This is a genomic window from Streptomyces sp. NPDC054956 (genome assembly GCF_053609185.1).
In genome coordinates, this window is record NZ_JBSGXB010000058.1 from 1 (window position 1) to 21803 (window position 21803).

The window sequence follows — 21803 nt, forward strand, 5'->3', positions numbered from 1 at the left end:
GGTGCCCGACCGGGGCTCGCGGGGGAACTGTTAGTTGCGGGCGGGCGCGTCGCGCCGCCCTATCTGGTGGGTGACGTGGTGGGGGGGGGGGTGGCGCAGTACGTGCGCCACGCACCAGGCCAGCCGTCGGCTGGCGCGGTCTTCCTCGGCCGTCGGCATCGTTCTCTCCGTCTTGCCCGTGCTCGTCCCGTGTACGGGTACGCGTACCCGTACACGGGCCCGTAACCATCCTCGTACGTCTGTCCGACGTGCGGCGATGATCGCAGGTCAGCGCAGTGGCCGGTGCACGTTTTTCTGCGTGGACGGGCCGGGGGTCGCGTCGGCGATCCACGGACCGTCGCCGGAGGGGTCGAGGATGCCCTCCTCCAGCCAGGTGTAGGTACCGGACATGACGCCGGCGACGACCTTGCGGTCGAGGTCGTCGGTGTTGTCCCAGAGCCGGCCGAAGAGCTCCTCGACGCGCAGCCGGGACTGCCGGCAGAAGGCGTCGGCGAGCTGGTAGGCCTCGCGTCCGTGCTCGCCGGAGGCCCGCAGGTGCTCGGCGCGCACGCAGGCCGCGCTCATGGCGAAGAGTTCGGCGCCGATGTCGACGATCCGGCCGAGGAAGCCCTGCTTGGTCTCCATGCGGCCCTGCCAGCGGGACATGGCGTAGAAGGTCGAGCGGGCGAGTTTGCGCGATCCGCGCTCGACGTAGCGCAGGTGGGTGGCGAGGTCGGGGTGGCCGGCGGGGTGGAAGGCCCGGTAGGTGCCGGGCACCTGGCCGGCTCCGGTGGCCAGCTGGGGCAGCCAGCGGGCGTAGAACCCGGCGGCGCGGGCGCCCGCCTTCGCCTTGTCGCCCAGTGCCTTGTCGGGGTCGATGAGGTCTCCGGCCACCGACAGGTGGGCGTCCACGGCCTCGCGGGCGATCAGCAGGTGCATGATCTCGGTGGATCCCTCGAAGATCCGGTTGATGCGCAGGTCGCGGAGCATCTGTTCGGCCGGGACGGCCCGCTCGCCGCGCGCCGCGAGGGACTCGGCGGTCTCGAAGCCGCGTCCACCGCGGATCTGGACCAGCTCGTCGGCCATCAGGCAGGCCATCTCGGAGCCGTAGAGCTTGGCGAGGGCGGCCTCGATGCGGATGTCGTTGCGGTCCTCGTCCGCCATCTGGGAGGCCAGGTCGACCACGGCCTCCAGGGCGAAGGTGGTGGCGGCGATGAAGGAGATCTTCGAGCCGACCGCCTCGTGCCGGGCGACCGGCCGCCCCCACTGCTCGCGTACGCCGGACCACTCGCGGGCGATCTTCAGGCACCACTTCCCTGCGCCGACGCACATGGCGGGCAGCGACAGCCGGCCGGTGTTCAGCGTGGTCAGGGCGATCTTCAGGCCGGCCCCCTCGGCGCCGATGCGCTGGCCGGCCGGCACCCGTACCCGGTGGAAGCGGGTGACGCCGTTCTCCAGGCCGCGCAGGCCCATGAAGGCGTTGCGGTGCTCGACGGTGATGCCCGGCGAGTCGGCCTCGACGACGAAGGCGGTGATCCCGCCCCGGTGGTTCTCGCTCCTGGGGACCCGGGCCATGACGACGAGCAGGTCGGCGACGACCCCGTTGGTGGTCCAGAGCTTCACGCCGTCCAGGACGTAGGCGTCCTCGCCGTCGGGGACCGCGGTGGTGGCCAGGCGCGCCGGGTCGGAGCCGACGTCCGGTTCGGTGAGCAGGAAGGCGCTGATGGCGGTGGTCGCGCAGCGCGGCAGGTAGGCGTCCTTCTGCTCCTGCGTGCCGAACATCTTCAGCGGCTGGGGCACGCCGATCGACTGGTGGGCGGAGAGCAGGGCCCCGATGGCCGGGCTGACGGAGCCGACGAGGGCGAGCGCCTTGTTGTAATACACCTGGGTGAGGCCGAGGCCCCCGTACTTGGGGTCGATCTTCATGCCGAGCGCGCCGAGCTCCTTGAGCCCGCGCACGGTCTCGTCGGGGATCTTCGCCTCGCGCTCGATGCGCGCCCCGTCGATGGAGCTCTCGCAGAACTCCCGCAGCCGGGCCAGGAAGGCCTCCCCGCGCCGGACGTCCTCGTCGGCGGGGAGCGGGTGGGGGTGGATCAGGTCGAGCCGGAACCTGCCGAGGAACAGCTCCTTGGCGAAGCTCGGCCGCTGCCAGTTCTGTTCCCGGGCCGCTTCCGCGACCTGCCGTGCCTCGCGCTCGGTCACCTTGGGCTGTACGGGCTGTACGGGCTGCGTGCCGCCGGACTGTGTTGCGGACATGAGGGGACTCACCTCGCCGCCGAGAGTGGGGTGCTTACCGGTGGGTGCTACCAGGGAGTCGTACCCGTTTCGGGCGGTGGGGAAGCGGGGGTAAAAGGGGGACGGCCGGAGCCCCGCACCGTGGACTCCGGCCGGGGCGCCGTGCCGCCCGCGGCGAGGGCACGGCCCGGCGCCGCGCGGTCGCTCAGCCCTGGGCCCCGGTGTCCTGCCGGTCCGCGGCACCCCGGCGCCGCAGCAGGATCACCAGGACGGCACGGGCGTCCCGGCGGCGGGGGGCCGTCCGGGCGAACACCGCGACCGCGGCGGTCACGCCGACCGTCGTGCCGTAGAGGATCCCTCCCGCGCCCAGGGCGGTCACGCCGGTCAGGACGGTGTCGACGGTGCTGCTGTTCATGTGCTGCTCCTCCGGTGGCTGTCGGCCTCGGCCCGGCTCGGTTCGCCGCGGCCCGGATCCGATTCAGGCGGCGGGCGGGAGCAGGACGGACTCCGGTTTCGGCCAACTCCCGGGACAGCCCAGGTGAGGCGCCCTAGGCTGACTTTTCCGGTCAGGACCGGACCGGAACGGCTCGGTGACGGGAGAACGGTGGGCGCGCGACGGGACTTCGCCGCCAGGCTGGCGGAGCTGCACGAGGCGGTGGGCCGGCCCGCGCTCAAGCACGTGGTCACGGAGGCGAACCGGCGGCTGACCCAGCGGGGCGGGCAAGGCGGGCAGGGCGGGCAGGGCGGGCAGGTCACGCTCAACCGGGTCAGCGCCTGGAAGAACGGTGACAACGTCCCGCAGTCGGAGGCACAACTGCTCGCCGTGGTGCGCTCCCTGATCAAGGAGGCGAGCGGCCGCACCGCCCCGGACGACGCCACGCAGGGGCTGTACGACGAGGCCCGCTGGCTGGCCTGGTGGCGCAAGGCCCGCGACGAGCCCGCGGACCCGTCCCCCGCGGCGGACGGGTCCGCGGGCGGCGGACAGCCGCGGCACTGGCTGCCGGATCCGGTGCGCGCCCTGCTGGAACGCCAGCGCGAAGCCGCCGAGGAACTCCCCTACCTGCTGCGCCCCGAGGGACGCCCGCACCGCCTGACCACCGTGTACGTACGCCAGCTCCTGGACGCTTCGGGAGAGGAGCACGAGCGCCGCGAAGGTCCGGCGCGGCCGATCGAGGGCGTGCTCGGCGCGGGTGGGGGCGGCCATCTGCTGGTGCAGGCCGAACCCGGCGGCGGGAAGTCCACGCTGCTGCACCGGTGCGCGCTCGACCTGGGAAACGCCGCGCAGGGCTCGGCAGCGCCCGGCGGCCTGGTGCCGCTGCTGGTCACCGCGGCCCAGATCGCCCGCGGCGGGCCCGGCTTCGAGTCCGCGGTGGCCGAGGCCACGGGGCTCGGTACGGGAGGACTTGCGGAACTCCCCCGCGGGGCCCGCTGGCTGATCCTCGTCGACGCGCTCGACGAGGTGGACCGGGAGCACCGCGTCCGCCTGATCAACCTGCTCGCCGACCGCCCCGCGGACGGACCGCTGCTGCTGCTCACCACCCGGCCCGACCCCGAGGGCACACCGGTCCTCAGGCGGGCGGGCTTCGACGCGTACGAGCTGGAGCCCTTCGACCAGGGGGCTCTGGAGGCCTTCGCACGGGCCTGGCTCGAGGACTCCGGGCGCGCGGATCTCGCCGACAGCTTCCTGCGGCAGGTCGAGGAGGCGGAGCTGGGCACGCTGCTGCACAACCCCCTGCTGGCCACGGTCGCGGTGCTCGTGTTCGAGGACGACCCCGACCGCCCGCTCCCCGACAGCCGCTGGAAGCTGTACGAGGAGGCCAGGGCGCACCTCAGGGCCGCGAAACGGGACAAGGTCCGCCGGTTCTGGGCGGAGCTGGAGGCGCGGGCTCAGCTGACGGCCCGGGGGCCGGGAGAGGTGGCGTACCTGCGCCGGCATCTCGATGACCTGGTCATGTACCTGGCCCACTGCCAGGTGACGCTGGGGGCGGCGGACCTCGCGCAGGAGGCGCGCCGCTGGTGGGAGGAGAACGCCGCCGACGGGCAGGGCCGGTTCGGCGCGCTGTCCTCGCTGGACGGCTGGGACGGCTCGGTCACCGAGGCCCTGCTCGGCACCGGCCTTCTGGTGCGCACGGGGGCCGGTCTGCGGTTCCTGCACGCCACTTTCGCCGAGCACATGGCGGCCGAGCGCCTGGCCGACGGACTGCCCGAGGAGTTCGACCCCGAGTCGGACGCGTGGCGCACCGCGCTGCACCGCGCCTTCGGGAACCGCTGGGTCTTCGAAGCACTGGGGGACGTCCCGGTCGGCGCGTTGGTCCACTACAGCCACCGGCACCGCAAGGGCGGTACGGCGCTGCTGGACTGGCTCCAGGAGGGGCCGTTCCGGGACCAGTTGTCGGCCGGCCGCCTCCTGGCCGAGCGGTGCCCCGCGCAGGACCGGCACGTCGAGCGGTTCCTGGCGGCGGCCGCCGGATCGCCGTACGCGGACATCGGCGGCGAGCGCTGGAGGCTGCTGCGACGTATCCGCCACCATCTGGTCGGGGAGTACCTGTACGCCACCGCGCACGACGAGGACTCCCCTTACTGGGTGGAAGCGGCGAGGGCGCTGGCGACACGGGATCACGCGGCCGCTTGCCTGAGGCTGCAGCGGGCGGTCTCCGATCCGGCGGCGAGGTCGAGGGGCGAGGCGGCGCGCGTACTGGCGTACATCGATCCCTCCTATGCCCCGGAGGTCGTCCTGGCGTTGCGGGCCGCCGCGCTCGACCCTCACGCCCATGACGCCGAGCGGTGGGGAGCGGTGAGCTCGCTGGCCGTCCTGGCACAGTACGCCGCTTTGGAGGCCGCCCGGGCTCTGCGCGACATCTTCGCGGGAACCGGCATCGACGCCCAGACCCGGTGGAACGCGGCCAACGCCCTGGCCCGGTTGGGCGGGGCACACGTGGAAGAGGCGGCGGAGGCCTTCCGGGGGGTGATGTCCGACGGTCAGGATCCGAAGGGCCGCCAGCTCGCGGCCCAGTACTTGGCCCGCCTGGGCGCCGCCCACGGGGTGGAGGCGGCGGAATTCTTCCGAGGGGTGATCGCGGACGGCAGCCATGCTCCGGACGACCGACGGTCCGCGGCCGGTGGGCTGGCCAGGCTCGGCGGGACGTACGTGGACGAGGCGGCACAGGCCCTGCACGCCATGGCGGCGGAGAGCGCAGGACAGGAACGGCTGATGGCGGCAGGGGCACTTGCGGCGCTGAAGGGGCCCTACGTGGGAGCGGCGGCTCGGATCCTGCACGAGGCGGCCGGGGACCGCGGCGCGGCCTGGTACGAACGGATGGAAGCAGCCGAGGAACTGGCGCGGCTGGGCGGGCCCCATGGACAGGAAGCGGTGCAGTGCCTCCGGGCGATGGCCGCGGACCCGCGTACGGCGTGGACCGGCCGGTGGCGGGCGTGGCGGGTACTGCGCGACCCCGTCGGACCGTACGGGCAGGACACCGGGCGCCTGCTCGGTCTGATCGCTGATCACCGGACGGCTCCGCGTGACCGGCGGCGCGCCGTGGCTGCCCTGGCCCGGCCGGGCAGCGAGCACCGGCCGGAAGTTGCCGGAACCCTGAAGGATCTGGTCGCCGACAGTGACGCGACTACGCGGGTACGCAAGGACGCCACGCGGTTGCTGCTGCTGGTGGCGCCGTCCACGGACTGGCAGGGGGACGTGTCGATCCTGCGGTCTCTGCTGGCCGACCGGAAGAGTACCGAGTCCCGGGGCAGGATCGTGCTCGTTCTGGCGGAACGGGCCAGGATGCGCGAGGCGGGAGCCGTCGAAGCCCTGGAAGCAGTGGCCCTCGGGAGGACGGGGCGCAAGAAGCAGAGCGCGGGGGTCCGGGGGCTGGCAGCCCGGAAGCTCCTCGCGCTGGACAGGCGTTTCGAGCCTGCCGCGACCCGGGTCCTGCGGGAGGTGATCGTCGATCGGACGGCCGAACCGGAAGAGAGGTTCGACGCGGCCAGGGAGCTGCTCGCCCTGGGCGGTCAGGACGTGCCGCTCGCCGCGGAAGGGATCCGGGCCGTGGTGGCCGACCCGCGGACGCAGTCCTATACACGAGATCTTGCCGTACCGTCGCTCGTCGCCCTGCGTGGCCCGCACGTCGCGGCTGCGGCGCAAGCGCTGCGGACCGTGGTGGCCGAGCCCCTCGTTTTCGAGTTCGACCGGGAGTCAGCGGCGAAATCGCTGGCCGGGCTCGGCGAACCGTACGTGGAGTGGGCGGCCGGGGCCCTGCGCCAGGCGCTGGGCAAGCGGAGGACGTACGCAAGGGTGCAGGTGGCGAAGATGCTCGCCGGTCTCGGTCCCGCGTACGCGGACGACGCCGCACAGGCGCTGCGGGGAATGATTGGGGCCCGCACGGCCGGCGTGTACGAGTGGCGGGAGGCGGTGGAGACGCTCGCCGGTCTCGGGGATTCCTACCGGGCCGAGGTCCTGGACATGCTGACCGGCACCGTCACCGCACCCGGGTCGAAGCCCCGCGAGGTCCGCCGTGCGGCGGAGGCACTGGCCCGGCTCAGCCCCGGGCACGCGCTGCTCGGGGGCCGGTCGCACTGAGCGGCAATCCCCGCGAGCGCATGCAAAAAGACGGCCGGAGCCCCCGCACAGTAGGCTCCGGCCGTCGGCTTTGTGGGCCGTACGAGTCGGTCAGATGTCGAGGCCGCTGAGGACCAGGACCCGCTCGTAGGTGTAGTCGTCCATCGCGTAGCGCACGCCCTCGCGGCCCACACCGGACTGCTTGACGCCGCCGTACGGCATCTGGTCGGCGCGGTAGGACGGGACGTCGCCGACGATCACGCCGCCGACCTCCAGCTCGCGGTGGGCGCGGAACGCCGTCTGGATGTTCCGGGTGAAGACGCCCGCCTGCAGACCGAACTTCGAGTCGTTGACGGCGGCGAAGGCCTCGTCGGTGTTCTCGACCCGGCGCAGGGTCAGGACCGGACCGAAGACCTCCTCGGTGGCGAGGGTGACGCCCTCGGGCACCTCGGCGACGACGGTGGGCTCGTACGAGGCACCCTCGCGCTTGCCGCCCGTGAGCAGCTTGGCTCCGGCGGCCACGGCCTCGTCGACCCAGGACTCGACGCGCTTGGCGGCGTCCTCGGAGACCAGGGGGCCGACGTCGGTGGCGGAGTCGTTCGGGTCGCCGGTGACCTGCTCCTGGACCTTGGCGACGACCTTCTCGACCAGGCGGTCGTAGACGGCGGCGTCGGCGATCACGCGCTGCACGCCGATGCAGGACTGGCCGGCCTGGTAGTTCGAGAAGGTCGCGATACGGGTCGCGGCCCAGTCGAGGTCGGCCTCCGAGGACCAGTCCTCCAGGACCACGGCCGCGGCGTTGCCGCCGAGCTCCAGGGTGCAGTGCTTGTGGGGCACGGCCTGCTGGATGGCGTAGCCGACCTTGTCGGAACCGGTGAAGGAGATGACGGGCAGGCGCTCGTCCTTGACCAGCTCCGGCATCTTGTCGTTGGCGACGGGGAGCACGGACCAGGAACCGGCCGGCAGGTCGGTCTCGGCCAGCAGCTCACCGAGGATCAGGCCGGAGAGCGGGGTGGCCGGGGCCGGCTTCAGGATGATCGGCGCGCCGACGGCGATGGCGGGGGCCACCTTGTGGGCGCACAGGTTCAGCGGGAAGTTGAACGGCGCGATGCCGAGGACCGGACCCTTGACGAAGCGGCGGGTCAGCGCGAGACGGCCGACGCCACCGGCGTCGGTGTCCAGGCGCTGGGCCTCTCCGCCGTTGAAGCGGCGGGCCTCTTCGGCGGCGAAGCGGAACACGGACACCGCACGGCCGACCTCACCGCGGGCCCACTTGATGGGCTTGCCGTTCTCGGCGGAGATCAGGAGGGCGATCTCCTCGGTGCGCTCGGCGAGCCGGCGCGCGACGTGGGCCAGGGCCTCGGCGCGTACGTGGGCCGGGGTGGCGGAGAACTCCGCGGTCACGGCGTACGCGGCGGCCACGGCCTCTTCGACCTGGGCGTCGGTGGGGACGCTCACGGTACCGACGAGGCGGCCGTCCCACGGGGAGTGGACGTCGAAGCTGTCGTCGCCCGTGGCCTGGCGGCCGGCGAGCCAGAAGGCGTGGGTGGAAGTCATGCTGATCCCGGCCCTTCGGAGTGTGTGCGGTGGGTCCTTGTCCCCTCCACCGTAGGACTCCGGCGCGGTTTCGGTGTTTGTCCGGCATGGAGTACGCGCGTGGCGCGGCGCGCCGCTTTGTCAGTGTCGCCCCGGCCCGGCCCCGTGCGGGTCCCCTGCGGGGTGCTCGTACCGGGCCCGCGCCTCGAACTCCGGCGGGGCTGGATTGCTCCAGCTCCGCCGGCGTTCGGGGCGCGGGCCCGGGGCGGAGCCCCGGGGAACGGGCGAAGGGCGGGTAGGGGACCCAGCCCGCGCGGCGGCTGCCGGACCGCTCGGGTCGGCCCGGGTCCGCTACGGCGCGGGCGTCGTGGCCTTCAGGGCGAGCCAGAGCTCCATGCGGACGTCCGGGTCGTCCAGGGAGCGGCCCAGGATTTCCTCGACCCGCCGCATGCGGTAGCGCAGCGTGTGGCGGTGGACTCCGAGGTCGGCCGCCGCCGCGTCCCACTGGCCGTGGCGCGAGAGCCACGCCTGGAGCGAGGCCACCAGGTCGCCGCGGCCCTTCTCGTCGTGCTCGCGCAGCGCCCGCAGCGTGCCGTCCGCGAAGGCCCGTACCGCGTCGTCGGCCAGCAGCGGGAGGACCGAGCCCGACGCGAGTTCCTCGTGCTCGACCATCGGGCGGCCGCGCCGGCGGGCCACGGCGAGGGCCTGGTCGGCCTGTTTGAAGGCCGCGGCCACGCTCGAGGCGAGGGCCGGCGCCGACAGGCCTATGACCAGTTCGTCCGGCTCGGGTTCGCCCGCGTCCCGCCCGCGCCGCGATTCCAGCGCCTCCGCGTGCTCCGCGCACGCCTGTACGGCCGAGCCCCCGTCGGCCGCCAGGACCACGAGGCGGCCGGGTTCCGGCACCACCAGCAGGGTCTCCCCGGTGCGGGCCGCCGCCGATTCCACGGCGTCGGCCAGCTGGGCCAGGCCCTGCGGCTGGGCGGTCCCCGCGAGCGCCGGCTCCGCCACCACGATCCGGAAGGGGGCGTCCAGCAGGGCCCCGTACAGGTCCCCGGCCACGGCCTGCGCGTGCTCCGCCTGCCCGGCGAGCAGCATGCGCAGCACGGCCGCGCCGAGCCGGGACTCCGCGTCGTGCAGGGAGCGGGAGCGTTCGGTGGTCAGGGTCAGCAGTGCCACGGCCGAGTGGACCGCGTACCGCTCGGCGGTGCCCAGCGGAGCTCCGGTGCCGACCGCCAGGGCTCCCCGGGCGCGCCGGCCGGTGCCCAGGGACTGCAGCTCGACCCGGTCGTCTGAGCCGCCCACGACGGCGCTGGCCGGCGCCGGGCGCTCCCGCAGCCGCTCCACGTCGGGGGTCAGCCGGGCCGCCCGGCGGGCGGCCCAGTCGGGCGCGGCCGCGACGACGGCGCCCGAGGTGTCGTACAGGGCGGCCCAGCCGTGCACGTGCGCCGCCAGCTTCGTCAGCAGTTCGGCGGGGCCGTCGGCGGACAGCGCGGCCCGCGTCAGCTCGCGCTGCGCCTCGAAACCGGCGGTCACGGCCCGGTACTGGTCGGCGGCCAGCGCGGCGGAGACGGCCTTGCTGATGGCGAGGAAGGGGGTGCGGCGGGGCACCTCCAGCAGCGGCAGGTCCTCGGCCCGGGCGGCTTCGACCAGCGCCTCGGGCACGGCGTCGTAGTTGACGCCGACGGCGAAGCCGATGCCGACGACCCCGGCCGCCGCGAGCCTGCGCACGTAGCGGCGCATCTCCTCGGGGTCCTCCGCGTCGAGCTTCATCGCGGTGATGAGGAGCAGTTCCCCGCCCTCCATGTACGGGACGGGGTCGGCGAGCTCGCTGACGTGGGCCCACCGCACGGGGGTGTCGAGGCGGCCCTCCCCGGCCCGGACGCTGAGTTTGAGCGCCGAGTGCTGGACGAGTGACGCGAGGGTGAGCGGCATGGGTACCGGGCGCCTTAGGGAGGAGGGGTTCGGCGGCGAGGTGCCGACGCAGGATTCTCGCCGTGGAACGCCACGCCGGATTTCGCCGTGTCGTACGAACGGCTCCCCTTGATTCTGCCACCCCGTACGGGTCGGCTCAGCTCGTTCCCCCGAGCCGGACCAGCAGCGGGGCGGCCCGCTCGCCGCGGACGGAGGTCAGGGAGAGCACGGCGTGGCCGGGGGGCACGGTGTTGGCGAGGGCGGAGGCGGACCAGCGTTCCCGCTCGACCTGCCGCACGGTGACGGCGTCGGTGGTGACGGCCTTGCCGGTGACCATCTTGCGCACCGTGTGCAGGGCCCTGGTCATCGGGCGGTCGGCGTAGACCGTCCGGCTGGTGACGTCCCGCGTCTCGACCAGTTCGGTCCCCCAGGCGTCGGCGAACCACTTGCCGTCCCAGGTGGTGACCCCGGAGAAGGCCACCCGGCAGCCCACCGCCCCGAGCAGCGGGGTGCGCAGCGGTTCCGGTACGTCGTCCAGGGTGCGCAGGGTCAGCAGGACCCCCGCGTTGGCCGAGCGGAGCCGCTGTACGCCGCGCACGGTCTCGGGCGTGAGGGTCTGCGAGGCGTCGTCGAAGGCGAGGAAGGCGAAGAGGGAGCGGTCGGTGCGCGCGGCGGCCGAGGCGTTGAACTGGGCGAGCAGCAGCCGGGCCAGCAGCCGCGAGGCGTCGGCGTGGGCGCGCTCGGGCAGGTCCACGCGGACCCGGACGGGGTGTTCGAGGGCGCGCGGGGAGAAGGGCCGGCCGGCTCCGGTGGTGTCGAAGAAGCCGTGGAAGGCGGGCCGGTCCAGCAGTGCCACCCGGTCGGCGAGGACGGGGCCGGGGTCGCCGTGGGTCCCGTACTGGCGGGCGCGGGCGTCGAGCTCGCGCAGCATGGCCTGGCGGCCGGAGCGCTCCAGCACCTCGCGCAGGGCGTCGAGCGCGGCGGGCCGCCCGTCGAGCAGTTCGCGCAGCTCGGCCACGGTGGGGAAGCGGCCGTACGCGGCCCGGAAGGGGCCGATGAGCTGCGCGAGGGCGGTGGCGCAGCGGCGTACGTCGATGCCGGGGAGGTCGCCGGCGAAGCCCTCGGCGAGCAGGGAGGCCGCTTCGTCGGGGTCGGTGGCGCCGCCGTAGAGGTCGAGGTCGTGGACGGAGGCGGGGTCGCCGGGGCGGACGACGATGTCGTAGGCCTCGTCGGGCCCGAGCGGTGTCCCGGCGGCGGAGACGGTGATGACGGCGGCCTCGCCGGCCAGGGCCTGGAGCATCAGCGATTCGACGACGGGACGGACCAGGCGGGCGGTCTTGCCCGCGCCGGAGGGGCCGACGGCGAGCATCGAGGTCCCCAGGACGGCGGGGTCCAGGGCCAGGCCGGTCCCCCGCCGCTCGAAGGGGTTGGGTTCGGCGTCGGTGACGCTCCCGAGGCGGACCTGACCGACGAGGAGGTCGTGCCGGGCCGCACGGACGGGCAGGTCGCGGGCTCCGGAGGGGTGTCCGCAGGCGGCGGCGCCCTTGTCCCGCACGGCCTGGACGAAGGCGGTGCGCCGCGTGGGGTCGGCCAGCACGGAGTCCCAGGCCCGCCGGATCCGCACGTGGTCGACGTCGTTCATGCGCCCGGCGGCGGCTTCGGCGGCCAGCCGGTCGGCGGATTCCGCGAACCCGGCGGCGCGCAGCTGCGGCCAGCGGGCGGGGTCGTCGGCGGGGTCCGGCCCGGCCGGGAGCGGCGTGGCCGGAGCGGCGGCCTCGGGTCCGCCGAGGGCTCCGTGCACCAGGCCGGTCCAGTCGCCGAGCCGCCCGAAGCAGAGGATGACGGGGAGGTAGACCGCCGCGTAGAGGAGGTAGGTGACGGCCGGGCCCGCCGAGCCGCCGAGCTCCGCGTACGGCAGGTGGCCGAAGGCGAGCGGGTAGACCGGGAGGGTCTCGCTCACGATGAGCAGGGTCACGACGAGGGCGCCGATCAGGGCGCCGAGCGCGCGGTACCAGGGGCCGCGGGCCGCGACGAGCCGCTCGAAGGCGGTCCGCCAGCCGCCGAGGCGGGCGAACGCGAGGACGATCCCGGCGGTGACCAGCAGTTCGTAGATCTCGGTCGCGGCCAGGCCCCGGTGGTCGACGGGCTCGCGCCGCAGCCCGTGGGTCCACCAGTCCTCGGGGGTGAAGAGGTCCAGCGGTACGCCGACGAGGGGCAGGGCCCCGCCCACGAAGAGGCGCCAGACCACGAAGCAGATCACGAGCGAGATCCCGACCCGCTTGAGCAGCGAGGCGTCGCCCGCGTCGGGCCGGGGCACGGGCGGGGTGTGGGCGTGGCGCCAGACGCCGGGCCCGGCGTCCGGGCGGGGGACGCGCAGCCAGTCCGCCAGGGTGGGGGCCGGGGCGGGGGCGGGGGCCGTGGGCAGCCGGGTGGGGGCCGCCCGGTCGTACGCCGGAGCCGCCGGGGCGTGTGCGGGAGCCGCCGGGGCGTGCGCCGGCTTCGGCGGGAGACCCGGGGGGCCGGCCGGGCGGGGGACGTGCCCGGTGGTCACCGGATCCCGCCGCTCGTGCGTGCCGTGCGTGCCGTCGGTGTCCATGTAACCCCTGCCCCCTGCCCGTTACCGCACTGTGCTGCGCGCTCAATCTAGTGGGCGGCGCCGTCCGGCGACCCGCTCCCGGTCATGATCCACAAGACACGTGCCGGTTCCCTCCTATGGCCGTCACGGACAAGGACACGCGGGGACCACTCCCGAACGGAGCATGCAGGACCCCGCCTCCCGGGCCTAGCCTGCGGACAAAGACACAAGTGCGTCCGAAATCACCCCCCAGGGAGCTCCCTATGACCGCTGTCCCGCAGGAGCGCAAGCTCGTCACCGCGATCCCCGGCCCCAAGTCGCAGGAGCTGCAGGCCCGCCGCCTCGCGACGGTGGCCGGCGGCGTGGGCTCCGTGCTCCCCGTCTTCACGGCCCGCGCGGGCGGCGGCATCATCGAGGACGTCGACGGCAACCGCCTGATCGACTTCGGCTCGGGCATCGCCGTGACCTCGGTCGGCGCCTCCGCCGAGGCCGTCGTGCGCCGCGCCTCCGCGCAGCTCGCCGACTTCACCCACACCTGTTTCATGGTCACCCCCTACGAGGGCTACGTGGAGGTCTGCGAGGCCCTCGCCGAGCTCACCCCGGGTGACCACGCCAAGAAGTCGGCGCTGTTCAACTCCGGCGCCGAGGCCGTCGAGAACGCCGTCAAGATCGCCCGTGTGTACACCAAGCGCCAGGCCGTCGTCGTCTTCGACCACGGCTACCACGGCCGTACGAACCTCACGATGGCGCTGACCTCGAAGAACATGCCGTACAAGCAGGGCTTCGGTCCGTTCGCCCCCGAGGTCTACCGCGTCCCGGTCGCCTACGGCTACCGCTGGCCGACCGGCGCCGAGAACTGCGGCCCCGAGGCCGCCGCCCAGGCGATCGACAACATCACCAAGCAGATCGGCGCCGAGAACGTCGCCGCGATCATCATCGAGCCGGTGCTCGGCGAGGGCGGCTTCATCGAGCCGGCCAAGGGCTTCCTCCCGGCGATCGTGAAGTTCGCCAACGACAACGGCATCGTCTTCGTCGCCGACGAGATCCAGTCCGGCTTCTGCCGCACCGGCCAGTGGTTCGCGTGCGAGGACGAGGGCATCGTCCCGGACCTGATCACGACCGCCAAGGGCATCGCGGGCGGTCTGCCGCTCGCCGCCGTGACCGGCCGCGCCGAGATCATGGACTCCGCGCACGCGGGTGGCCTGGGCGGCACCTACGGCGGCAACCCGGTGGCGTGCGCCGGTGCGCTCGGCTCCATCGAGACCATGAAGGAGCTCGACCTCAACGCCGCGGCGAAGAAGATCGAGTCCCTCATGAAGTCCCGTCTGACGGCCATGCAGGAGAAGTACGACATCATCGGCGACATCCGCGGCCGCGGCGCCATGATCGCGATCGAGCTCGTCAAGGACCCCGTCTCCAAGACCCCGTTCCCGGAGGCGGCCGGCGCGCTCGCCAAGGCCTGCCACGCGGAGGGCGTCCTCGTCCTCACCTGCGGCACCTACGGCAACGTGCTCCGCTTCCTCCCGCCGCTCGTCATGGGCGAGGACCTGCTGAACGAGGGCCTGGACATCATCGAGGCCGCGTTCGCGGCCATCGGTACCGCTCTCTGATCGAACGTCTGACACGGGCGGTAGAACGCGGGGACACAATGCTCGATCACTTCCTGCTCACTACCGCGGGTAACGGTCGGGCACTGTGAAGAACGTGTGGGGGGCCGATGGCGGGAGCGTTTTCCGGCTGTCGGTCCCCCTTTCGCTGCCGTACGGTTTCTGCAGATGAGTGAGACAGCCCGCTCCGGGGAAACCGGGAGCGACACCAGTACCGGGCTTCCCCAGCGCCGTACTGGGCATGCGTTCGCGCACACTCCTCTCCGATCGGACGGCCGTTCGCCCCAAACCCCCCGGGGCGCCCGGCAACCCGATCCGGGCGGCCGTCCCGGAACCACCCCCCCTGTTCCGGGACGGCCGGCCACTTTCCTCTCCGCGCTCTGCGCCGCGCTCTTCGCGCTGATCACCTGGCAGGTCCTGGTATCGGGCCCCCTGTTGGCCGCGGACGACCGCCTGAGCCGCGCCCTCCTGCGCACCGCCCCGGACGGATTCACCCAGCGCCTCTCCGACTTCGGCAACATCCCGGTGGCGGTCCCCGTCCTGCTCCTCGCGATCGTCTACGCCGTCCAGCGCGGCAACCGCCCCGGCGCGGCGGCCGCGGCGCTGGCGATGGCCGCGGTGCCGGCCCTGATCGTCCCGCTGAAGGAGTGGACCGGCCGGCCGGGCCCCCTGGAGCCCTGGGCCACCGGCTACTACCCCTCGGGCCACACGGCCACCTCGTACGTGGCGTACACGGCCTCGGCCCTGCTCGTCACCCCGTACCTGCGCAGGGACTGGCCGCACGCCCTGGCGGCCGCCGTCACCGCCCTGACGGCGGCGGGCCTGATCGTGCGCGGCTACCACTGGCCCCTGGACGTCCTGGCCAGCCTCCTGCTGTTCACCCCCCTGCTGCTCGGGGTGAACGCCGTCATTCGCCGCCACTCCCCGTGGCCTGGACCAGGGCGATGAGCACCAGCAGTACGGCGGCGAGCGCCACGACGTCCCGGGGTTCCCAGCCCTGCTGGAGCGCGAGGACCAGGATCGCCGTGACCGCGTAGGGCCACGAACGGCGCTTCTTCCCCTGCTTGTTCCCCGGGTTGTTTCCCTGCGGGTCGGGTGTGGGCATGGTGGATCTCCCGGAGTCGGTTCGGCTGGGTGGCCCCACGATCGATCGCCGCCGCGGTTGTCCGCTGCCGGGCTCCGGCAACGCCGCAGTTCGTCCGCCGGAATCGGGGACAATGCCGGGATGTCCGCTGGACAACGACGAGGGCGGGTGGGAAATGGGGCGTCCGCAAGGCGAGTTGCGGGGACGGACCGCACAGGCGAACGCGCTTGCGGAATGGCTGCGCACCGTGATCGGCCACGTTCCGGTGCGCGAGCTGGAGGCGGAGCTGTACGTCGGCAAGAGCTCCTGGGGCGCCTACCGCAGCGGAAGCACGCTGATCACCCGGAAACTGCTGACCGAGGTCGTGGACCGGTACATCCCCGAACCCTCGATGCGCGAGCGCCAGCGCGCCGAGGGGCTGCGGCTGCTCGCCGAGGCCGAGGAGGCGGGCCGCACCCTCAAGGAGGGCGGCGGGCAGGCCCCGCTCGTGGTGCGCCAACGGCCCCGCGAGCCGCTCGCACTGGCGCTGCTGAGGCTCGACGACGCCCGGCTCCTGCAGATGGAGGCGATGCGCAAGCTCGCCGACTCCGAGAAGCAGTGCACGCTGCTGGGCAGCACCGTGAAGGTCCTCCAGGACCGCTGCCTGGTGCTGGAGCAGGAACGGGACCGCGCGCTGGAGGACCGGGCGAAGCTCCAGCGGGAGCTGGACCTGTCACTGGAGTACCGGCGGCAGGCGGGCGAGCAGTTGGAGCACGCCCGTCAGGCCCGGTCCGAGGCGGAACGCCTCGCCCTGACCGCCGACGAACACGTGACGCGCGAACGCATCGCCGTGGAGCGGCAGGCCGCCGGCGCCACGCCGCCCGAGGAGCCGGCGGACTCCGGGCACGAAGCGGCGTCCGGCGAGGTTCTCGGCCTCGACCCGCTCGACCAGATCGAGGCCGTCCTGCGGGCCTCCCGCGAACGGCTGGAGGAGCAGGACGAGGGGCTCGACGACCTCCGCGGACGCATGGGCGACGAGCCGGAGCCGAGCACCGAGGAGCCGCAGCCGATTGTCCGGGGAACCCTCCTGGACAACGACGCCGCAGGTCAGCGGAGCATTGTCCGGCCGGATCCGGTGGACGACGCCGAGGAACCGGCCGACGAGTTCACCATCGACTACGCACCGCCGGCCTGGTACACGCTGAACGTGCGTACCCCGGCGCAATCGGAGGCGGAGGCGGAGGCGGAAAGGGCCGTGATCGACTACCGGCCGCCGGGCTGGTACACCTCGGGTTCACGGCCGCCGGTGGCGGCGACCGTGGGGCCCGGGTACCTGGCGGTGGTGCGCTACCGCGCCTCCGACGGCTCCGTGGGGGAGCTCACCCGCCGCTCGGCACCGGGGCTCCCGCACCCCGAGTGGCAGATCCTGCACGATCTCCGCGCCCTGGGCGTGCCGCCCCACCGCGTGCTGGAGCTGCACACCGAGCTGGAGTCCTGCGATCTGCCCGGCGGTTACTGCGCCCGGATGGTCCGGGAGAACTGGCCCCAGGCCCTCGTCACGCGCACCGTCCCGTACAGCACGGACCTCATTGGCCGCCAAGCGGGCGTGCGCCAGCTGCTGGCCCGCCACGCCGGTGATCCGACCCGTCCCGCTCCGGTCCGGGCGCCGCTTCCGGCCGCCCCGGTCGTGCCCTGGGGATCGAGGGCCGAATCCGCCGCGCAGAAGGTGGCGGAGGCATTCGCCCCGGAGAACATCCACCGGTACGTCCTGAGGGCCGCTCAGGACGCGATCGTGCCCCTGGCCGCCCGGCAGACCCTGATGGAGGCGGGCCTGCCCCGGGACATGGGCCCCTTCTTCTGGTCGCGCGCCGTGGCGGGCAGGCCCTGGCCGGTGACGGGGCACCCGAAGGCGCGGGACGGTCTGCACCTGCCCCTGGCCCGCGGCATGACCTTGGTCCTGGGCCACGACTTCGGCAAGATGCTGTGCATCGAGTACGGATCCGAGCACGTCGTGGCCCTGCCGCCGGGAGTGGCGGGGCCGTCGTACGCCCAGTTCGTCAACTCGGGGCTGCCCGAGTTCGCGCACTGCGTCGCGGCACTCGGCAGGATGTGGCCGCAGCGCCGGGGCCTGACCCCGGAGCAGGCGGGCCTGTGGACCACGGACTTCCAGGCGGACCTGATGCGGCTGGACCCGCCGGCGCTGGCCTCGCCGGAGAACTGGTGGTCCCTGGTGCTGGAGCAGATGTGGGACGGACTCCTGTGAGGGCCGGGCCGGGGCTCCTCGGCGCCCCGGCCCGGCCGTGACCTCGGGTCAGGCGCCGAAGTACGCGTCGAAGTTCTTCGAGAACTCCCCGTTGCCGAAGCGGTCCCAGTTGATCGACCAGGTCATCAGGCCGCGCAGGGCCGGCCAGGTGCCGTGGGTCGTGTACGCACCGCAGTTCGTCTTCTTCGTCAGGCAGTCCAGGGCCTTGTTCACCTCGGCGGGAGCGGTGTGGCCGTTGCCCGCGTTGGTCGTCGCCGGGAGGCCGATGGCGACCTGGTCCGCGCGCAGCGGCGGGAAGACGCGGGCGGTGTTGCCGGCGACCGGGAAGCCGGTGAGGAGCATGTCGGTCATGGCGATGTGGAAGTCGGCGCCGCCCATGGAGTGGTACTGGTTGTCGAGGCCCATGATCGAGCCCGAGTTGTAGTCCTGGACGTGGAGCAGGGTCAGGTCGTCGCGCAGGGCGTGGATGACCGGGAGGTACGCGCCGGCGCGCGGGTCCTGGCCGCCCCAGGGGCCCGAGCCGTAGTACTGGTAGCCGAGCTGGACGAAGAAGGTCTCGGGGGCCATGGTCAGGACGAAGTCCGGGCCGTACTTGGCCTTGAGGGTCTTCACCGCGGAGATCAGGTTGACGATCACCGGGGTGGTGGGGGCGCGGAAGTCGGTGTCGCCCGTCGCCAGGGAGAGGGAGTGGCCCTCGAAGTCGATGTCGAGGCCGTTGAGCCCGTACTCGTCGATGATCCTGCTGACGGAGGAGACGAAGGTGTCGCGGGCGGCCGTGGTGCCCAGCTGGACCTGGCCGTTCTGGCCGCCGATCGAGATGAGGACCTTCTTGCCGGCCGCCTGCTTGGCCTTGATGGCCGCCTTGAACTCGGCGGCCGATTCCACGTTCGGGCACTCGCTCACCGGGCAGAGCGAGAACCGGATGTCGCCCGAGGTCACGGAGGTCGGTTCGCCGAAGGCCAGGTTGATGACGTCCCACGAGGCGGGCACGTCGGCCATCCGGACGTAGCCGGAGCCGTTGGCGAAGCTGGCGTGCAGGTAGCCGACGAGCGCGTGGGCGGGCAGGCCGGGGTTGCCCGGGTTGCCGCCGCCGCTCGGCGTGGTCACGGACACGGCGGCGCTCTTGGGGGATTCGCCGGCCGCGTTCACCGCGCTGACCTGGAAGGAGTACGTCGTGGAGGCGGTGAGGCCGGTGACCGTCGCCGAAGTGCCGCTCACGGCGGTCGGGTTCGCCCCGTCGCGGTAGACCTTGTACGAGGTGGCGCCGGCCGAGGCCGACCAGGAGAGGCCGGCCGAGGTGGAGGAGGACGCGGACGCCGTCAGGCCGGTGGGCGCGGCGGGTATCTGGGGCTGGCCCGGTCCGGAGCCGCCGGGGTCCGGGCCGACGAGGGTGACGTCGTCGGTGAACTGCGGCGGCTGGCCGTACCAGCCCTGCGTGTAGACGGTGACCGAGGTGGTGGCCGCGCCGGTACGGAAGCTCGTGCTCAGCTGCTTCCAGGCACCCGGGGTCTGCGTCCAGGTCTGCACGTCGGTGGTCCCGGTGCCGGTCGCGCCGAGGTAGACGTAGGCGCCCTGCACCCAGGCGGTCAGCGTGTAGGCGGAGTCGGGCTTGACCGTGACGGTCTGGGAGCAGCGGGCGTTGTCCTGCCCGGCCGGGGTGCCCTTGAGGGCGGAGGTCCCGCCGTGCACGGGGCTGCTGACGACGGCTCCGCTGCCGGCGGAGCAGCTCCAGCCGTCGAGGCCGGCCTCGAAGCCGCCGTTGCGGATGAGGTCGGCGTCGGCGGCCGCGGCCTGCGGGCCGACGGCGAGGAGTCCGGCGGCCGCGAGGGCGGCGGCGGTAAGGAGGGACAGGACCGAGCGTCTGGCGGTTCTTGCGGTGGGGCGCACAACTGCCTCCGGTGCATGGGGGGATGGAGCCGGGCCGCGCGTGGGGGCGCGGCGGGGGAAGGCGCAGCGGCGCCCAAGATGGTCCAGACCAATGCCCTTGTCAAGACTTCCCGCCCCGCTGCCCCACGACGCGCGCGGCCGCCTCGTGCATCGCGATCTCCAGCACCGCCGGATCGGTGAGCGTGCCCCGGCCGTCCGGGACCACCAGCCAGCGCACCCCGCCCGTCGCCCGGCCGGGGTACGGGACCACGATCCAGGTCCCGCGCCCGGCGCCCCGTACGCCCGTCCCGATCCAGCGGGAGGCCGTGCCGGCGGGCACGAAGAAGCCCAGCCGGGTGTCGCCGAAATCGGCGAGCACCGGGCCGGGCCGCTCCAGCAGCGAGTCCAGTACTTCGAGGGTGATCTGCCCCAGCTCCCCCGGCAGGATCAGCACGTCCCACCGCCGGCCGGCGGGCAGCAGGGCGACCCCGAGCGGGTTGCGCTCCCACTCCCACCGGCAGGCGTCCGGATCCGGCGCCACCGAGACCAGCCATTCCACTGCCGTCTTGTCCCCCGGGATCGTCATCGCCCGGCCTCCGCTCTCTGTGTGTGGTGAGCAGTTCTCACCTGGGAGAGCGGGGCCGGGCGCGACTATGACGCGGGTTTCATTACTCCGTGGTAGTGAATCGGGTCACAGCGCGAAGGTCGGGGTGCGCCCCGGGCGTGCGGGAGTGCGGGCGTCTCTTACCCGATCAGCACACCGCCCGGGGGGGCGTCAGCTGTCGAAGCCGAGACCGAAGCGGTCCAGCGTTTTCAGCCACAGGTTGCGGTGCCCGCCGGTGCGGTCCGCCCGGGCCAGCGACCACTTGGTCAGCGTGATGCCGGTCCACGCGAAGGGCTCCGGCGGGAACGGCATCGGCTTGGAGCGGACCATCTCCAGCTCCGTGCGCTCGGTCCGCTCCCCCGCGAGGAGGTCCAGCATCACGTCGGCCCCGAAGCGGGTGGCTCCGACGCCCAGCCCGGTGAACCCGGCGGCGTAGGCCACCTTCCCCGCGTGCGCGGTGCCGAAGAAGGCCGAGAAGCGCGAGCAGGTGTCGATCGCCCCGCCCCAGGCGTGGCTGAACTTCACCCCTTCCAGCTGCGGGAAGCAGGTGAAGAAGTGCTCGGCGAGCTTGAGGTAGGTCTCGGGCCGGTGGTCGTGCTCGGCGTCGAGCTTGCCGCCGTACGGGTAGATCGCGTCGTAGCCGCCCCACAGGATCCGCCGGTCGGGGGTGATCCGGAAGTAGTGGAACTGGTTGGCGCTGTCGCCGAGGCCCTGGCGGTTCTTCCAGCCGACCGAGTCCAGCTGCTCCTCGGTGAGCGGCTCGGTCATCAGAGCGTAGTCGTAGACCGGGACGGTGAGCGGACGCACCCGCTTGACCAGCGACGGGAAGATGTTGGTGCCCAGCGCCACCCGGCGGGCGAAGACCCGCCCGTAGGGGGTCCGCACGGCCATCCCGGCTCCGGAGCCGGCCAGGTCCAGCCCGCGCGTGTTCTCGTAGATCCGCACGCCCAGTTCCAGGCAGGCCCGCTTCAGGCCCCAGGCGAGCCTGGCCGGGTTGAGCATGGCGACGCCGTCGTGGTCCCAGATCCCGCCGAGGAAGGTCGGGGAGTCGACCTGGGCGCGCAGGGCGTCCGCGTCCAGCCATTCGGAGCGGCCGGCGAGGCCGAGGCGCTCGGCCTCGGCGTGGAACTCGCGGAGTTCCTCGACCTGGTGCGGCTCGGTGGCCACGTCGATCTCTCCGCTGCGCTCGAAGTCGCAGTCGATCCCGTAGCGGGCGACGGCGTCCTCGATGGCGTCGAGGTTGCGCGCGCCGAGCTCCTCCAGCTTCGCCAGCTCGTCCGGCCAGCGGGCCATGCCGTTGGCCAGGCCGTGGGTGAGGGAGGCGGCACAGAAGCCGCCGTTGCGGCCCGAGGCGGCCCAGCCCGCCTCGTGGCCCTCGATCAGGACGACGTCCCGGGCGGGATCGCGCTCCTTGGCGAGCAGCGCGGTCCACAGTCCGCTGTAGCCGCCGCCGATGACGAGCAGATCGCAGTGCTCGTCGCCGGTGAGGGCGGGTTCGGCGGCGGGCTTGCCGGGGTCGTCCAGCCAGTACGAGACCGGCTTTGCTTCGGAAAGAGATCGTGCAGCGGTGCGCATGGCGTCTGGGGCCATGTCTTCCAACTCCCTACAG

General features: G+C 73.4%; 13 protein-coding genes. 4 read left to right on the forward strand and 9 right to left on the reverse strand.

Annotated features, from left to right (window positions below; all coding sequences use genetic code 11):
- Positions 1 to 267: 267 nt before the first annotated feature.
- Positions 268 to 2235: an acyl-CoA dehydrogenase family protein gene (locus ACWGDE_RS12960; RefSeq protein WP_453389023.1), complete on the reverse strand. Its 1968-nt coding sequence runs from the start codon at positions 2233 to 2235 to the stop codon at positions 268 to 270.
- A 184-nt stretch (positions 2236 to 2419) separates the two neighbouring features.
- Positions 2420 to 2629: a hypothetical protein gene (locus ACWGDE_RS12965; protein ID WP_453389024.1), complete on the reverse strand. Its 210-nt coding sequence runs from the start codon at positions 2627 to 2629 to the stop codon at positions 2420 to 2422.
- Between the two features lie 189 nt (positions 2630 to 2818).
- On the opposite strand from ACWGDE_RS12965, the gene ACWGDE_RS12970 reads away from it, so the two are divergent.
- Positions 2819 to 6790, forward strand: coding sequence for an NACHT domain-containing protein (locus tag ACWGDE_RS12970; protein WP_453389025.1), 3972 nt, complete (start codon positions 2819 to 2821; stop codon positions 6788 to 6790).
- Between the two features lie 90 nt (positions 6791 to 6880).
- Here ACWGDE_RS12970 and ACWGDE_RS12975 read toward each other — a convergent pair whose 3' ends face one another.
- From ACWGDE_RS12975 to ACWGDE_RS12985, 3 genes are all read right to left on the reverse strand, one after another.
- Positions 6881 to 8326 (reverse strand): aldehyde dehydrogenase family protein, encoded by a 1446-nt coding sequence (locus tag ACWGDE_RS12975; protein ID WP_453389026.1) that lies wholly within the window; start codon positions 8324 to 8326, stop codon positions 6881 to 6883.
- 330 nt (positions 8327 to 8656) lie between these two features.
- Entirely contained in the window at positions 8657 to 10237 is a 1581-nt protein-coding gene (locus tag ACWGDE_RS12980) for a PucR family transcriptional regulator (protein ID WP_453389027.1), read from the reverse strand.
- Positions 10238 to 10373: 136 nt separating this feature from the next.
- A complete protein-coding gene (locus ACWGDE_RS12985; RefSeq protein WP_453389028.1) occupies positions 10374 to 12812 on the reverse strand; it encodes an ATP/GTP-binding protein in 2439 nt (812 codons plus the stop codon).
- Between the two features lie 242 nt (positions 12813 to 13054).
- On the opposite strand from ACWGDE_RS12985, the gene gabT reads away from it, so the two are divergent.
- Positions 13055 to 14401, forward strand: a complete 1347-nt coding sequence (gene gabT / locus ACWGDE_RS12990; protein ID WP_453389029.1) for a 4-aminobutyrate--2-oxoglutarate transaminase — start codon at positions 13055 to 13057, stop codon at positions 14399 to 14401.
- A 432-nt stretch (positions 14402 to 14833) separates the two neighbouring features.
- Positions 14834 to 15346, forward strand: a complete 513-nt coding sequence (locus tag ACWGDE_RS12995; RefSeq protein ID WP_453389030.1) for a phosphatase PAP2 family protein — start codon at positions 14834 to 14836, stop codon at positions 15344 to 15346.
- Here ACWGDE_RS12995 and ACWGDE_RS13000 read toward each other — a convergent pair.
- A complete protein-coding gene (locus ACWGDE_RS13000) occupies positions 15306 to 15503 on the reverse strand; it encodes a hypothetical protein (protein WP_453389031.1) in 198 nt (65 codons plus the stop codon). The two genes, ACWGDE_RS12995 and ACWGDE_RS13000, sit on opposite strands and share 41 nt — an antisense overlap.
- Before the next feature lie 154 nt (positions 15504 to 15657).
- On the opposite strand from ACWGDE_RS13000, the gene ACWGDE_RS13005 reads away from it, so the two are divergent.
- Positions 15658 to 17724 (forward strand): SUKH-4 family immunity protein, encoded by a 2067-nt coding sequence (locus ACWGDE_RS13005; protein WP_453389032.1) that lies wholly within the window; start codon positions 15658 to 15660, stop codon positions 17722 to 17724.
- A gap of 48 nt (positions 17725 to 17772) precedes the next feature.
- On the opposite strand, the gene ACWGDE_RS13010 is transcribed toward ACWGDE_RS13005, so the two are convergent.
- The 3 genes from ACWGDE_RS13010 to ACWGDE_RS13020 all read right to left on the reverse strand — a co-directional run bounded on the left by ACWGDE_RS13010 (position 17773) and on the right by ACWGDE_RS13020 (position 21784).
- Positions 17773 to 19611, reverse strand: a complete 1839-nt coding sequence (locus ACWGDE_RS13010; protein ID WP_453389033.1) for a chitinase — start codon at positions 19609 to 19611, stop codon at positions 17773 to 17775.
- Positions 19612 to 19711: 100 nt separating this feature from the next.
- A complete protein-coding gene (locus tag ACWGDE_RS13015; protein WP_453389034.1) occupies positions 19712 to 20176 on the reverse strand; it encodes a hypothetical protein in 465 nt (154 codons plus the stop codon).
- A 189-nt stretch (positions 20177 to 20365) separates the two neighbouring features.
- A complete protein-coding gene (locus tag ACWGDE_RS13020; RefSeq protein WP_453389035.1) occupies positions 20366 to 21784 on the reverse strand; it encodes an NAD(P)/FAD-dependent oxidoreductase in 1419 nt (472 codons plus the stop codon).
- Between the last annotated feature and the right edge of the window lie 19 nt (positions 21785 to 21803).